The sequence below is a fragment of the Kribbella sp. CA-253562 genome, from assembly GCF_050942265.1.
In the GTDB taxonomy this organism is placed as follows: Bacteria; Actinomycetota; Actinomycetes; order Propionibacteriales; family Kribbellaceae; genus Kribbella.
Map to the genome: position 1 here is coordinate 2,487,729 of NZ_CP192049.1, position 13,946 is coordinate 2,501,674.

Consider the following 13,946-nt stretch of genomic DNA (forward strand, 5'->3'; position numbering starts at 1 on the left):
GGGTGACCGAGCCAGCGAACGTCAGCGAGATCTTCGACCCGTCGGCCTGGAAGGCGGTCGATGGCTTCGACCTGACCGACATCACCTATCACCGCGCGGTGGACGCCGGGGTGGTGCGGGTCGCCTTCAACCGGCCCGAGGTGCGCAACGCGTTCCGTCCGCAGACCGTCGACGAGTTGTACCGGGTGCTGGATCACGCGCGGATGTCGACTGACGTCGGCTGTGTGCTGCTGACCGGCAACGGGCCGTCGCCGAAGGACGGCGGCTGGGCGTTCTGTTCCGGCGGTGACCAGCGGATCCGCGGCAAGGACGGTTACAAGTACGCCGAGGGAACGACGGCCGAGACGATCGATCCGGCCAAGGCGGGCCGGCTGCACGTTCTCGAGGTGCAGCGGTTGATCCGGTTCATGCCGAAGGTGGTGATCTGCGTCGTCCCGGGCTGGGCCGCTGGGGGTGGGCACAGCCTGCACGTGGTCGCCGACTTGACGCTGGCTCGGCCGAGCACGCACGGTTCAAGCAGACCGACGCGGACGTGGCGTCGTTCGACGGCGGGTTCGGTTCGGCGTACCTGGCCCGGCAGGTCGGGCAGAAGTTCGCCCGCGAGATCTTTTTCCTCGGCGAGGAGTACTCGGCCGAGGACGCCTTCCGGATGGGCATGGTGAACAAGGTCGTCCCGCACGCCGAGCTGGAGCGGGTCGCGCTGGACTGGGGCCGCAAGATCTGCGCGAAGTCGCCGACCGCCCAGCGGATGCTGAAGTACGCGTTCAACCTGATCGACGACGGGCTGGTCGGCCAGCAGTTGTTCGCCGGTGAGGCGACCCGGCTGGCCTACGGCACCGACGAGGCCGCCGAGGGCCGCGACTCCTTCCTGGAGAAGCGGCCCGCCGACTGGTCGCCGTACCCCTACGCGTTCTAACCGAGGTGCCTTCACATGAATCCGTCCACAGCGTTCGCAAGAGTGGTGGTCGACGAGCTGATCCGCGCGGGAGTATGTGAGGCGGTACTGGCTCCCGGCTCTCGGAGTGCGCCACTGGCTTTGGCGTTGGCCGCTGCAGATCGTGAGGGGCGGCTTCGTCTGCACGTACGGATCGACGAACGGACGGCGGGTTTCCTGGCGCTGGGGCTGATTCGTGGGTCCGGGCTTCCGGTCCCCATCGTGACCACCTCCGGTACTGCGGTGGTCAACCTCCACCCGGCTGTACTCGAGGCGTCGCACAGCGGGTTGCCGTTGATCGTGCTGAGCGCGGACCGGCCGCTGGAGCTGCGGGGCAGCGGAGCCAGCCAGACCACTGACCAGCTCAAGGTGTTCGGATCTGCGGTCCGGCTGTTCCACGAGTTCGGCGCGCCGGCCAAGCAGCTCGGTCAGGTCGCGTACTGGCGTTCACAGGTGGCGCGAGCTGTGTCTGTCGCCGTCGGAATTCGCACCCTGGATCCCGGACCCGTCCAGTTGAATTGCCCGTTGGTAGAGCCGCTGGTGCCGACTGATGATGATCAATGGCCGGAGCCGCTCGAGGGGCGCAGTACTGGACCGTGGACGAGTGTGCGCGGCGCCGCTGCGGCCCAACCATCGTCGGTGTCGCCTGGCCTCAAGACTGTCGTTGTCGCAGGAGACGGGGCTTCTCAAGACGCTCGACTGGCTGCGGAGGCTGGCAGATGGCCGCTGTTCGCGGAGCCGTCAAGTCGGGCGCGGATCGGACCTTCGGTCATCTCGACGTACAGGCTGTTGCTTCAAGCAACTTCGCTGGGTGAGGAGATTGAGCGGGTACTGGTGTTCGGGCATCCGACGCTGTCGCGTCCGATCTCACGGCTGCTGGCCCGTCCGGAGGTCGAGCTGCTCGTGGTCGCCCCGACCGGTCTGTGGCCTGACGCCGGTCGGCAGGCGAACTCGGTGGTCTCCAGAGTGGAGGTGACCGGCGCGGACCGGACCGACTGGCTCAATCGGTGGCAGCACGCGGACCAGCTGGCACGGCCGGCGATCGACAAAGTGCTGTCCACCGGTCTGACCGGCCCAGCGGTCGCCGAGATCGTCGGCGAGGCTGTAGGTGCCGACGGCAGACTCGTGGTGGCGGCGTCGAACCCGGTCCGCGACTTGGATCTGGCGTCCGTAGTGCCGGTCCGGACAGTGGCGAACCGTGGGCTGGCGGGCATCGATGGCACGTTGTCCACCGCTGTGGGAGCCGCCTTGGCCACTGCGGGCGCGACGTACGCGCTGGTGGGAGACCTCGCGTTCCTTCACGACACCAACGGTCTGGTGATCGGCCCCGACGAACCGTGCCCTGACTTGCGCATCGTGGTGGTGAACGACAACGGCGGCGGCATCTTCTCCACTCTCGAGCCGGGCGACTCCTCGTACGCCGACCACTTCGAGCGAGTCTTCGGAACGCCCCACAACGTCAACTTGGCGCACCTGTGCGCAGCCAGCAACATCCCCTACCTGCTCGCCGAGTCCAACCAGGATCTTCGCGCTGCTCTCAGCCGCACGGTCACCGGTATCGATGTCGTCGAAGTGAGAGTCGACCGCTCAGCTCATCGGGCGCTTCGAGCGGTCCTGCACGGCGCCGTGAGCGAGCTTGAGCTACATGGTGGGAACTGAGACGGCTACTTCGACCGGGCAGGTAGCGCGAGCGCGTCTCGCATCGCCGTGAGTTTCCAGTCGGTTTCAGCGAATTCCAGCAACGCGTCGGAGTCCCGGACGATTCCGGCGCCGGCGAACAGTTCGGCACCGGTGTCGGTCAGCAACGCACAGCGCAACGCGACCCAACAATCGCCATCGCCCGCCGCGTCGATCCAGCCGAAGGGACCGGTGTACCAGCCGCGGTCGTGGTGCTCCAGTTCTTTGATCAGCGAACGCGCCCGGTCCACCGGGTAGCCGCCGATCGCGGGCGTCGGATGGAGCCACTGGGCCACTTCCAGCACCGACGCGGGTGCGCCGAGCTCTGCGCGGATGTCGGTCCTGAGGTGCCGGATGTTCCGCAGGCTGACGACTCTCGGCTCCGGATTCACGTGGATCGTCTCCGACCGCGGCCCCAAGGTCTTTTCAATGTACTCGGCAACGATGGCATGTTCCCTGAGAAGCTTGGGATCCGACAGAGCGGCGCTGGCACCCACATTTGTCGGGACCGACCCGGCAAGCGCCATGGTGCGAACTGAGTGCCCCCGGACACTGCACAACAACTCCGGGGTCGCGCCGACCAGTGTGGCTCCGGCCACCGAGATCGCGTACCGGCAGGTCTCGGGGTACATCGAGTCCAGTCGGCCGAGAAGGCTCATCGGCTCGACTGGTCCAGTCTCCAAGTGCACGGATCTTGTCAGCACGACCTTCTCGGCATCCCCACGACGCAGACGCAGTACTGCTGCTTCGACGGCTTCGACGAACGCTGCTTTCGAACCGGTCCCTGTCCGGAACCCTGGAGAGCGACCGCCGACGGGCAGAGCGCCGTCCTGCCCCACCACCACCGACGCGGTCGCGAGCAGTGAGCCGTTGTACTCCCGGATGGAAACGTGCGGAACGATGGCGCGGGATCGACCGAACGCCTTCCATGGCCCTTCCGTGTCGCAGTCCTCGGCGAACGAGTGACCGAAGACGATCACAGGTCCGACGGACTGCGACGTCAGCCAGTCACGGACGGAGTCTGTGACCAACTCCTTCCAGGCCGCGCTGACGGTCGCGAGGTCCGCGTCGTCCTGGATGTGAGCGGCCGCCCCCCAGCAAACAAGGTTCATGCTTTCGCCGGCGAGACTTGACCACTCGGTCATACCTCGCGAGAGCCACAGCAGTTGTTGCGGGCGGACGTCGCCGTCCAGGATCACCGAGGCCGAAGCAAGGACCGGCCGGTGGAGGCGCTCCGCGCGTCGTTCGGCGACCTTCACCAGTCGCGCGAGAGATGCGTCGAGTCCGGCCAAGCCGGCGGCTGCTGAAATTTGCTCGGCCACCATGGCTTCCTCCAAATTTCGGCAGCGAAAGGCTTCACCAGGTTGTACGCAGAAGATGCCTGATGGGTTCTTCCGACGTAACGGTCGACTCGCCTGGGAGCCCTTCCGGTTGTCAGTCGGCTGGTGACATGCCGATCGACGCCGCAGGTTGGAGTTCCAAGCGTGTGGAAGTGCGTGTCCCCCTCGAACACGCACCCCGAGCGCTCTCGATGAACGTGGAGAACCTGAGCGACTTGCAGGATCCGGCCTGCTCGTCCTCGCCGCGTTGGCGATTGACTTTCGCCGATTCAGTTGAGATCTGGGTCAAAGGCTCGTTGGGGCTTCGGCGGCGGCTGGGTTGGTGGATTGATGGTCTAGGTAGTTGTCCTGGGTCATTGAGATCTTGGCGTGGCCGAGGTGGTCGGCGATCTGGCGGGCGGTTTGTCCGCTGTCGTCGAGGGCTGTGGCTGTGGTCTTGCGGAACACGTGGGACGTGATCCAGGAGAGTGTGTCGGCGTCGGCGGACTCGGTTGCTGCTTCGAGTTGGCTGGCGAGGTTCGGTGAGTCCTGCAGGGTGAGGCCGTATGCGCCGATGAGGTCAGTGATGAGTGGGTGGTCGACCTTGATCCGGCCGGCTTCGATCAGTTCGATCTTGGTTTGGGGCCAGCCCAGGGAGTCGGCGACGGCCTTGCGCGTCATGCCGGCTTCGCGTCTGGCCGCGCGGAGGGTTAGGCCAAGGTCGCGACGAGCTGTGCTGCCGACGGGGGACAGGCTTGTCCCTAGCGAGCGGCGGACGTTGGACGCCGGAGATGATGCTTCGGCAGGTTCTTGCGGTGGGGCGCCTGCGTGGGGCTTGGTTTCGTTGATGGCACGGTCGATCTGCGGTTCGATCGCCTTCGAGACCTTGTCCAGCGTGGTGAGCTCGCCGGCTCGGCGGTTTCGGGAGCGGTCTTGGAGCTTCAGCAGCGCCCGCTCCGCCGCCGAGGAGGTCCTCCCGTACGCGGCCACAGGGCGCAGTTGGCCGTCGTGGTCGCGGAACCCGGCCTTGGCTCTGAAGTTGAGCGGCTTGCCCTTGTCGTCTGTCTTATCGACCGAGGTGGAGATTCGTCCCCCAGCCTGTTCGATGGTTGGCTGCTCAACGGCTGGCTCGGCGCGACGATGCAGAGCGGTGTGATGTGACACACAGTCACGGCCTGGTGGAGGTCGTGGGGAGCGCCCGGGAGCGTTTCGGCGACGTCGACGGAGATTGCTGGCCTGGCAGGGCGACATGCGGACCGGCGGCACAGTGGTTCGTAAGTGGTCCGCTGGACGCACAAAGGCCCAGGATCAGATGCGATGTCTGCCTGGGCCTCGATGCTGGTGCGCCGCCAGGGACTCGAACCCCGAACCCGCTGATTAAGAGTCAGCTGCTCTGCCAATTGAGCTAGCGGCGCGTGTTGTTCAGTTGGTGTTTCCTTCGAACGAAGAGAACAGTAGCAGGGGATCGGGGGAGAAGAAAAATCGGTTCTGGGGGTGGTGGGTCAGGGGTGCTGGGAGAGGACGGCGTGGGCTGCGTTGTGGCCGGCGATGCCGCTGACGGCGCCGCCCCGGCGGGCGCCGGAGCCGCAGATGAGGAGGTTGGCGACGTCGGTTTCCACACCCCAGCGGCCGGTCTCGGTGTCGTCGTCGGACCAGGGCCACTGGAGGTCGCCGTGGAAGATGTGGCCGCCGGGCATGCCGACGCTTTCCTCGATGTCGACGGGGGTTTTGGCTTCGATGCACGGGGTGCCGTCGGCGTCGCGGGCTATGCAGGGGTCGAGGGGTTCGGCCAAGTAGGACTCCAGGCCGGCGAGGACGCGGCGGGTGGCCTCGGCGCGGGCCGATTCGTTGTCGGAGGCAAACAGCCGGGTGGGGAAGTGGACGCCGAAGACGGTGAGGGTGTGGTGGCCGGAGGCCACTAGTGACGGGCTGAGGATCGACGGGTCGGTGAGGGAGTGGCAGTACACCTCCGACGGCGGTACGGCGGGCAGCCGGCCCGCGGCGGCTTCCGAGTACGCGGTCTCGAGTTGGCTGTAGTCCTCGTCGATGTGGAAGGTGCCGGCGAAGGCGCGTCGAGGGTCGTCGCCGGACTTGAGCTGGGGGAGGCGGGAGAGCAGCAGGTTGATCTTCAGCTGGGAGCCCTCGGGGACCGGACCGCCGGACCGACCCCGCAGACGATCCAGTACGGCGGGCGCCACGTTCGCGAGCACGTACGAGCAGTCGACCGATCGCTCACCGTCACCGCCGAGCCAGGTCACCGCGGCGCGTTTGCCGTCGGCCTCGATGCCGGTGACGGCGGCGTCGGTGACCACCGAGGCGCCCGCGCGCCGGGCGGCGTCGAGCAGCGCGTCGGTCACGGCGCCCATGCCGCCGACCGGGACCCGCCATTCGCCGGTGCCGTTGCCGATCAGGTGGTAGAGGAAGCACCGGTTCTGCAGCAGTGACTCGTCGCGCAGGCGAGCGAATGTGCCGATGACGCCGTCGGTCGCGACCACGCCGCGGACGGTGTCGTCGGTGAAGCGGCGTTCGATCGTTTCGCCGAGGGGGCGGTCGACCAGTTCGGACCAGAGGGTGGGATCGACGCGTTGGCGAAGGGCCGCGGCGGGCTGGAGGGGTTCCAGGAGGGTGGGGGCGATGGCGGCGGCCAGGTCGGAGACCGACGAGTAGAACTGCTGCCACGCGTCGTACTCGGCGTCGCTCCCGGTCAGGGCTGCGAAGGAGCTCCGCGTCAAAGCACCCTCAGGCCGCTCCACCATCAGCCCGAGATCGCGGCCGCCCCGGCGTACCGGCGTGTACGACGCGACCGAGCGCGACCGCAGCTCCAGGGACAGGCCGAGGTCGGCGACGATCTTGTCCGGCAGCAGACTGACCAGGTACGAGTACCGCGACAGCCGCGCGTCGACACCCGGGAACACCTGCTCGCTGACCGCGGCGCCACCGGTGTGCGGCTGCTGCTCCACGACGAGCGTGCTCAGGCCCGCGCCGGCCAGGTACCCGGCGGCGACCAGGCCGTTGTGCCCGCCGCCGACGATCACGATGTCGTAGAAGTCCTTCATCGGACCGGCCACTCCAGTTCGTGGTACGCGGCGTCCCAGAACATCCACTCGTACCGGGTCGTGACGGAAAAGTGCCGGTGGCAACGATCCCGTTCGCCCGGGCCGACCTCGGCGCCGAGGCGGTCCGTCACCGCCAGCACCGACTCTACGACCGCGTCGAACTCGGGGGAACCGTACGTCGCGATCCACTCCGCGTAGACCGGATCCGGCGAGGACAGCTTGAGCAGCTCCCGGCCGACGTCGCGGTAGATCCAGTAGCAGGGCAGCACGGCGGCGACCGCTTCGGCGTACGTGCCGGTCGCGCAGACCGCGGTCAGGTACGACATGTACGCCGTTGTGGTCGGCCGCGAGCCGGCGGCGTCGACGTCGGCCGAGGTCAGCCCGAGCTTGCCGAGCAGGGAGGTGTGCAGCTCGCGCTCGACGTCGATCGCCTCGGCGGCGTGGCGGGCGAACATGCTGACGGCGTCCTCGTCGGTCGCCCGGCCGGCGGCCAGCGCGAGGGAGCGGGAGTAGGCGCGCAGGTAGTGGCTGTCCTGGACGATGAAGTAGCGGAACTTGTCGTGCGGCAGGGTCCCGTCGGTGAGTCCGGTGATGAAGGGGTGCCGCAGGATCTCGGCGTACACCTTGGCGGCCCCGGCGTCCCACAGCTCGGCGGAAAACGTCATCCTGGATCTCCTCACCCTCGACTGGAACGACCCTAGCCAGAACCGCGCGGGCGTGGACGAGACGAAAGTCACGTCATGGACTTACCCTGGCGCCATGGGGGAGCAGCGACTGGAGGTCGCGGGACCTTCCGACGATGTCGCCACGGGCATGCCGCCGGACACCGCGTTGCTGCGCCGGATCCGTGAGTCGGTGATCGGCGACGACCAGGTGATGCCGGGTCCGTACGGGCCGCGACGGGTCACCTACGCCGACTACACCGCCTCCGGGCGCGCGCTGACCTTTCTCGAGGACTTCATCCGCGACGAGGTGCTGCCGCGCTACGCGAACACGCACACCGAGTCCAGCGGCACCGGGCTGCAGACCACCCGCCTGCGCGAGGACGCCCGGCGGATCATTCACGACAGCGTCGGCGGCGACGACCAGACCGCGGTGATCTTCTGCGGCTCGGGCGCGACCGGCGCGATCGACAAGCTGATCGGCGTACTCGGCCTGCGCATCCCCGCGCCGCTGGACGACGAGTACCACCTGACCGCGACGATCCCGCCCGAGCGGCGGCCGGTGGTGTTCATCGGCCCGTACGAGCACCACAGCAACGAGCTGCCCTGGCGTGAGTCGATCGCCGACGTGGTGGTGATCGGGCAGGACTCCGACGGGCACATCGACATCCCGCTGCTGGAACGCAAGCTGATCGAGTACGCCGGCCGCCCGCTGAAGATCGGCTCGTTCTCGGCCGCCAGCAACGTCACCGGGATCTTCAGCAACACCCATCGCGTGTCCGCGCTGCTGCACCGGTACGGCGCACTGTCGTTCTGGGACTTCGCCGCCGCCGCGCCGTACATCGAGATCGACATGTACGGCGGGCAGGCCGACGATCCGCTCGCGTACAAGGACGCGATCTTCCTCAGCCCGCACAAGTTCATCGGTGGGCCCGGCACGCCCGGCGTGCTGGTCGCGCGGCGGGAGCTGCTGCGCAACCGCGTGCCCGACGTACCGGGTGGGGGAACGGTCGCGTACGTGAACCCGGTCGAGCATCGCTACCTCGACGACCCGGTGCACCGCGAGGAGGGCGGCACGCCGGCGATCATCGAGTCGATCCGCGCCGGGCTGGTCTTCCAGCTCAAGCAGGCGGTCGGCATCGACGTCATCCGCGCGCACGAGGACGCCTACCTGCGGCGCGCGGTCGAGGCGTGGCGGGCCGAGCCGAACCTGCAGATCCTCGGCAACCTCGACGCCGACCGGCTGTCGATCGTGTCGTTCGTGGTGAAGGCGCCGTCCGGGCGGTACCTGCACCACAACTTCGTGGTCGCGGTGCTGAACGACCTCTTCGGCATCCAGTCGCGCGGCGGCTGCTCGTGCGCCGGCCCGTACGGCCACACGCTGCTCGGCATCGACCTGGCCCGGTCGGCGGAGTTCGCCGAGGAGATCGTGCACGGCTGCGAGGGCATCAAACCCGGCTGGGTGCGGGTCAACTTCAACTACTTCATCTCCGAGGCGGTCTTCTCGTACGTCGTGGAGGCGGTCCGGCTGGTCGCGCGGGAGGGCTGGCGGCTGCTCGGCGACTACCGCTTCGACCCGTCGAACGGCCTGTGGCGCCACCACCGCGGCCCGGTCGAACCGCCGATGCGCCTGTCCCAGGTCGGCTACGACGCGGACGGGTCGCTGCGGTACCCCAAGCACCACGACGTCGCGCCGGAATCCGCGCTGGCGGACTATCTGGCCGGGGCCCGCGAACTACTCGCAGCCTGTCCGCACGCCGGCACGGACGACGAGGGCACGGTCAATTCGGAGTTCGACCATTTGCGCTGGTTCGACTTGCCGAGCAGTTGTCTGTCTCCGGTGGTGCCGTAGGTTGTACCGACCAGGACGTTGCTCCGCTGGCTGCCGGCCCACGGGTATGGGGCATGGTCCGGGAACTCCTCGGCGAAGAGCCCGGTCATCGTGATCCCTCCGCCGTGCGGCCGGTGCTGCCGCGAACGAGCAGTCGTGGTCGGAAGTCCGCCGGGCCGGCGCCGTCGTTGCCGTCGAGCTGGAGCCGCAGCTGCTCCCAGGCTTGCCGGCCCAGCGTGTTCCTGGGGACGGCGGCCGAGGTGAGCGGTGGGGTGGTGAACCGGGCGAACGGGATGTCGTCGAACCCGGTGATCGAGATCTGGCCGGGCACCGAGACGCCCAGCTCGTGCAGTCCGCTCAGCGCGCCGAACGCGACCATGTCGTTGAAAGCGACGGCGGCGGTCGCTCCACTGGCGGCGACCTCGCCCGCGACGGCGTGCCCGTTCTCGAACATGGCTCCGCAGGCCACCTGCGACAGCTCGAACTCGCGGCCGTCGCGCGACAGCTCGACCAACGCGTCCAGGCGCTCGCGGTTCGACGTACTGGCCGGTGGTCCGGCGAGGTAGACGATCCGGCGGTGGCCGAGCGAGAGCAGGTGGGCGACCAGGTCCCGGATGCCGGCCGCATAGTCGACCGACAGCGACGGTACGCCGGGCAGCTTGCGGTTGATCAGCACCAAGGGTGCGAGCTGGGGAGCGATCCGCTCCAGGTCGGCGGTCGGCAGTCTGGGCGACGCGAGCACCACGCCGTCGCAGCGCCGGCGGGCCTCGAGGGCGAGCACCTCCTCGTCCTCGACGTGCTCGTTCGACTCCGCGATCAGCAGACGGTGGCCGTCCTCGCCGGCGGCCTGGCTGAGGCCGCGCAGCACGTCCTGGAACATCGGGTTCGACAGGTCGGGCACGATCAGCGCGATCGTGGCCGTCCGGCCGAGCGCGAGGCTGCGGGCGACCTGGCTCGGCGCGTAGTCCAGCGCGCGGGCCGCCGCCAGCACCCGCTCGGCAAGCTCGGGCGCCACGGTGGAATGTCCGTTCATCACCCGCGACACGGTCGCCCGGGACACGCCCGCGACCTGCGCGACCGCCCGGATGGTCGGGCTCGCCGACCGCATCTGTTCGACCACGGCTGATCCTCCACTCGCACGATGCTGCGTGCTACACGATACACGGGCCGAGAGACCGGTCTCTCGGAAATCTGTGGACAATAAATCCCTTGTAACGAACGCCTTTCGCGGTCGTTGACGAACTATTGACACGTTTCAAGAGATCCTGCTAGAAACCGGTTACTCGACCAGGAGGTGACGCGTGAGCACCCTGACCCGCGAGCCACGGGAGGTGGGCGGTGCGCCGCCGCCGTCCCGGCCCGACCCCAACCGGTACAGCCAACGCCGCCGCGACGCGGTCACCGGCTACCTGTTCCTGACTCCGTGGCTGATCGGCCTGGTGGCGATCACGCTCGGCCCGATCCTGGCGTCGCTGTACCTGGCCTTCACCGACTACTCGCTGCTCAAGCCGCCGGAGTGGATCGGCCTGGCGAACTTCCAGGAGATGCTGAGCGACCGGCGGCTGCACAAGTCGCTGCTGGTCACCTTCCAGTACGTGCTGATCTCGGTGCCGCTGCAGTTGCTGCTGGCGCTCGGCCTGGCGATCGTGCTGAACAAGGGCATCCGCGGCCTCGGCTTCTACCGCTCGGTCTTCTACCTGCCCTCGCTGCTGGCCGGCAGTGTCTCGATCGCGATCCTGTGGCGGCAGATCTTCGGCCAGGAGGGCCTGGTCAACGACGTCCTGGCGAAGTTCGGCATCGAGGGTCAGAGCTGGGTCGCGCACCCGGACTTCGCGCTCGGCACGCTGATCCTGCTGAACGGCTGGACCTTCGGTGCGCCGATGGTGATCTTCCTGGCCGGCCTGCGCCAGATCCCCGCGTCTTACTACGAGGCGGCCGCCGTCGACGGCGCCGGGCGGTGGACGACGTTCGTGCACATCACGCTGCCGCTGCTGACCCCGATCATCTTCTTCAACCTGGTGCTGCAGGTGATCGGCGCGTTCCAGAGCTTCACGCAGGCGTTCGTGGTGAGCGGCGGCACCGGCGGCCCGGCCGACTCGACGCTGCTCTACACGCTCTACCTGTACGACGAGGGCTTCGGCTCCTTCCACATGGGCTACGCGTCGGCGATGGCCTGGTTGCTGCTGGCCATCATCGCGGCCCTGACCGCGATCAATTTCCTGTTCGCCAAGCGATGGGTGTTCTACGGTGACGAGTGAGACGCTGCCCCGGGTCCGCGCAGGCCGCACCCCCGGCACGGAGCCGCGAGGCAAAGGCCTGCTGAAGCACCTGATGATCATCGCGTTCGGCTTCGTGATGCTCTATCCGCTGCTGTGGCTGCTGTCGAGCTCGTTCAAGCCGACCGAGGTGATCTTCCGCGAGCCGTCGCTGCTGCCGAGCAAGGTGCAGTTCGACAACTACACCGACGGCTGGACGGCGCTGGCGCACCCGTTCCAGCACTACCTGCTGAACTCGGCGGTGATCGCCGTACTGGCGATCATCGGCAACCTGCTGACCTGCTCGCTGGCGGCCTACGCGTTCGCCCGGGTGGAGTTCCCGCTGAAGAAGCTGTGGTTCGCGTTGATGCTCGGCACGATCATGCTGCCGATCCATGTGCTGATCGTGCCGCAGTACGTGCTGTTCTCGAAGCTGGACTGGATCAACACGATCCTGCCTCTGGTGGTGCCGAAGTTCCTGGCCCACGACGCGTTTTTCGTGTTCCTGATGGTCCAGTTCATCCGCGGGCTGCCGCGCGAGCTGGACGAGGCGGCCCGGCTGGACGGCTGCGGGCACTTCCGGATCTACGCCCGGATCGTGATGCCGCTGTGTCTGCCGGCGCTGGCCACCTCGGCGGTCTTCACGTTCATCTGGACCTGGAACGACTTCTTCAGCCAGCTGATCTTCCTCACCGACCCGGACAAGTACACGGTGCCCGTGGCGCTGCGCTCGTTCATGGACGCGCAGAGCGGCACCTCGTGGGGGCCGCTGTTCGCGATGTCGGTCGTCGCGCTGGTGCCGATCTTCGGGTTCTTCCTGGCCGGCCAGCGCTACCTCACCCGCGGGATCGCCACGACGGGGCTCAAATGACCACTGGACAAAGGAACACGATCATGAAGCACCACGCGCCGACGTACCGTGCGGCCCGGCGGATCACCGCGCTGGCACTGGCTGGTCTGTTGCTCGCACTGCCCGGCTGCGGCGGTGACTCCGGCAGCGGCTCCGACGACCCGAACGCGCCCGTCACGTTGCGGTTCTCCTGGTGGGGCAACGAAGACCGCGCCAAGCTCACCCAGCAGGCGATCGACGCCTTCCAGGCGGCCAACCCGGGCATCACGGTCAAGCCGGAGTACGGCGACTTCAACGGGTACTTCGACAAGCTCGCCACCAGCGTCGCCGCCAACGACGCCCCGGACGTGATCACGCTCGGCGGCGCGTACCCGCGCGAGTACGGCGACCGCGGCGCGCTGCTCGACCTGGCCGAGGTCAAGGACACGCTGAAGACCGACAAGATCGATCAGGCCGCGCTGTCCAACGGCAACTTCGACGGGAAGCAGTACGGCGTACCGACCGGCGTGAACGCGTTCGGCGTGGTCGTCAACCCGAAGGTGTTCAAGGCCGCCGGCGTGCCGTTGCCGGACGACGACACCTGGACGTGGGACGACTTCCGACGGATCGCCGAGCAGGTGGCGAAGGGTTCGCCGAAGGGCACGTACGGCGCCGAGGATCCGACCAGCGCCGACATGCTCGACCTGTACGCGCGCCAGCGGGGCGAGTCGCTCTACACCGAGGAGGGCAAGGTCGGCATCAGCGAGAAGACGCTGACCGACTGGTTCACGATGACCACCGCCCTGCGCGACGCGGGTGCCACCCCGCCGGCCGCGCTGACCTCGGAGCTGGCTGGGCAGCCGGCGCCGGAGCAGACGCTGATGGGCCGCGGACTGGCCGGCATGCAGCTGGACTGGACCAACCAGCTCGGTTCGTTGCGCAAGGCATCGGGGACGGAGCTGGTGCTGATGCGTGCCCCGGGTGAGAGCACGGCGACCAAGCCGGGGATGTGGCTGCAGGCGTCGCAGATCTACACGATCAGCGCGCGCACCAAGCACCAGGAGGCGGCCGCCAAGCTGGTGAACTTCTTGGTGAACGACCCGGCCGCAGGCAAGATCACGCTGGCCAATCGGGGCATCCCGGCGAACTCCGAGGTGCTGGCCGCGGTGAAGCCGTCGCTGCCCAGGGACGAGGGCGCCTCGGCGGACTTCATCGCGCAGATCACCCCGAAGGTCGGACCGGCGCTGATCATCGGGCCGACCGGTTCGACCGAGAGCGTGAAGATCCTCGAGCGGACGAACGCGGAGGTCCTGTTCAACCGCCAGACTCCCGCCCAGGGCGCCCAGCGCTTCCTCGAAGAGCTGACCTCGGCGATTCGGTGAC

General features: G+C 68.0%; 10 protein-coding genes, 1 tRNA gene and 1 pseudogene. 6 read left to right on the top strand and 6 right to left on the bottom strand.

Annotated features, from left to right (window positions below):
* The first annotated feature begins 2 nt into the window (after positions 1-2).
* A pseudogene (locus ACQPXM_RS12005) lies at positions 3-916 on the top strand (1,4-dihydroxy-2-naphthoyl-CoA synthase).
* 15 nt (positions 917-931) lie between these two features.
* The gene (gene menD, locus ACQPXM_RS12010; RefSeq protein WP_432947826.1) at positions 932-2,593 is read left to right on the top strand and encodes a 2-succinyl-5-enolpyruvyl-6-hydroxy-3-cyclohexene-1-carboxylic-acid synthase; all 1,662 of its coding nucleotides are present in this window, start codon (positions 932-934) and stop codon (positions 2,591-2,593) included.
* Positions 2,594-2,598: 5 nt separating this feature from the next.
* On the opposite strand, the gene ACQPXM_RS12015 is transcribed toward menD, so the two are convergent.
* The 5 genes from ACQPXM_RS12015 to tenA form a co-directional block, all read right to left on the bottom strand.
* Positions 2,599-3,936, bottom strand: a complete 1,338-nt coding sequence (locus ACQPXM_RS12015; RefSeq protein WP_432947828.1) for an isochorismate synthase — start codon at positions 3,934-3,936, stop codon at positions 2,599-2,601.
* Positions 3,937-4,236: 300 nt separating this feature from the next.
* The gene (locus tag ACQPXM_RS12020) at positions 4,237-5,094 is read right to left on the bottom strand and encodes a helix-turn-helix domain-containing protein (RefSeq protein WP_432947830.1); all 858 of its coding nucleotides are present in this window, start codon (positions 5,092-5,094) and stop codon (positions 4,237-4,239) included.
* Between the two features lie 175 nt (positions 5,095-5,269).
* Positions 5,270-5,345: transfer RNA gene (locus ACQPXM_RS12025), tRNA-Lys, on the bottom strand.
* 87 nt (positions 5,346-5,432) lie between these two features.
* Positions 5,433-6,986: a phytoene desaturase family protein gene (locus ACQPXM_RS12030; RefSeq protein ID WP_432947832.1), complete on the bottom strand. Its 1,554-nt coding sequence runs from the start codon at positions 6,984-6,986 to the stop codon at positions 5,433-5,435.
* On the bottom strand, positions 6,983-7,651 hold the full coding sequence (gene tenA / locus ACQPXM_RS12035) for a thiaminase II (RefSeq protein WP_432947833.1): 669 nt from the start codon (positions 7,649-7,651) through the stop codon (positions 6,983-6,985). The genes ACQPXM_RS12030 and tenA overlap by 4 nt, the downstream gene beginning before the upstream one ends.
* A gap of 94 nt (positions 7,652-7,745) precedes the next feature.
* On the opposite strand from tenA, the gene ACQPXM_RS12040 reads away from it, so the two are divergent.
* A complete protein-coding gene (locus ACQPXM_RS12040; RefSeq protein ID WP_432947835.1) occupies positions 7,746-9,500 on the top strand; it encodes an aminotransferase class V-fold PLP-dependent enzyme in 1,755 nt (584 codons plus the stop codon).
* An 85-nt stretch (positions 9,501-9,585) separates the two neighbouring features.
* On the opposite strand, the gene ACQPXM_RS12045 is transcribed toward ACQPXM_RS12040, so the two are convergent.
* A complete protein-coding gene (locus ACQPXM_RS12045; protein ID WP_432947837.1) occupies positions 9,586-10,599 on the bottom strand; it encodes a LacI family DNA-binding transcriptional regulator in 1,014 nt (337 codons plus the stop codon).
* A 181-nt stretch (positions 10,600-10,780) separates the two neighbouring features.
* Here ACQPXM_RS12045 and ACQPXM_RS12050 point away from each other — a divergent pair, with 181 nt between their 5' ends.
* From ACQPXM_RS12050 to ACQPXM_RS12060, 3 genes are read left to right on the top strand one after another with little or no spacing between them, the layout of a single operon-like run.
* Entirely contained in the window at positions 10,781-11,737 is a 957-nt protein-coding gene (locus ACQPXM_RS12050) for a carbohydrate ABC transporter permease (protein WP_432947839.1), read from the top strand.
* Positions 11,727-12,605, top strand: coding sequence for a carbohydrate ABC transporter permease (locus tag ACQPXM_RS12055; RefSeq protein ID WP_432947841.1), 879 nt, complete (start codon positions 11,727-11,729; stop codon positions 12,603-12,605). The genes ACQPXM_RS12050 and ACQPXM_RS12055 overlap by 11 nt, the downstream gene beginning before the upstream one ends.
* Positions 12,606-12,628: 23 nt before the next feature.
* Entirely contained in the window at positions 12,629-13,945 is a 1,317-nt protein-coding gene (locus ACQPXM_RS12060) for an ABC transporter substrate-binding protein (protein ID WP_432947843.1), read from the top strand.
* Position 13,946: the final 1 nt, after the last annotated feature.

Bases quoted from the DNA above. Each gene is read 5' to 3' on its own strand.
- menD (WP_432947826.1), top strand. From the start codon at position 932: ATGAATCCGTCCACAGCGTTCGCAAGAGTGGTGGTCGACGAGCTGATC.
- ACQPXM_RS12030 (WP_432947832.1), bottom strand. From the start codon at position 6,986: ATGAAGGACTTCTACGACATCGTGATCGTCGGCGGCGGGCACAACGGC.
- ACQPXM_RS12015 (WP_432947828.1), bottom strand. From the start codon at position 3,936: ATGGTGGCCGAGCAAATTTCAGCAGCCGCCGGCTTGGCCGGACTCGAC.
- ACQPXM_RS12060 (WP_432947843.1), top strand. From the start codon at position 12,629: ATGAAGCACCACGCGCCGACGTACCGTGCGGCCCGGCGGATCACCGCG.
- tenA (WP_432947833.1), bottom strand. From the start codon at position 7,651: ATGACGTTTTCCGCCGAGCTGTGGGACGCCGGGGCCGCCAAGGTGTAC.
- ACQPXM_RS12040 (WP_432947835.1), top strand. From the start codon at position 7,746: ATGGGGGAGCAGCGACTGGAGGTCGCGGGACCTTCCGACGATGTCGCC.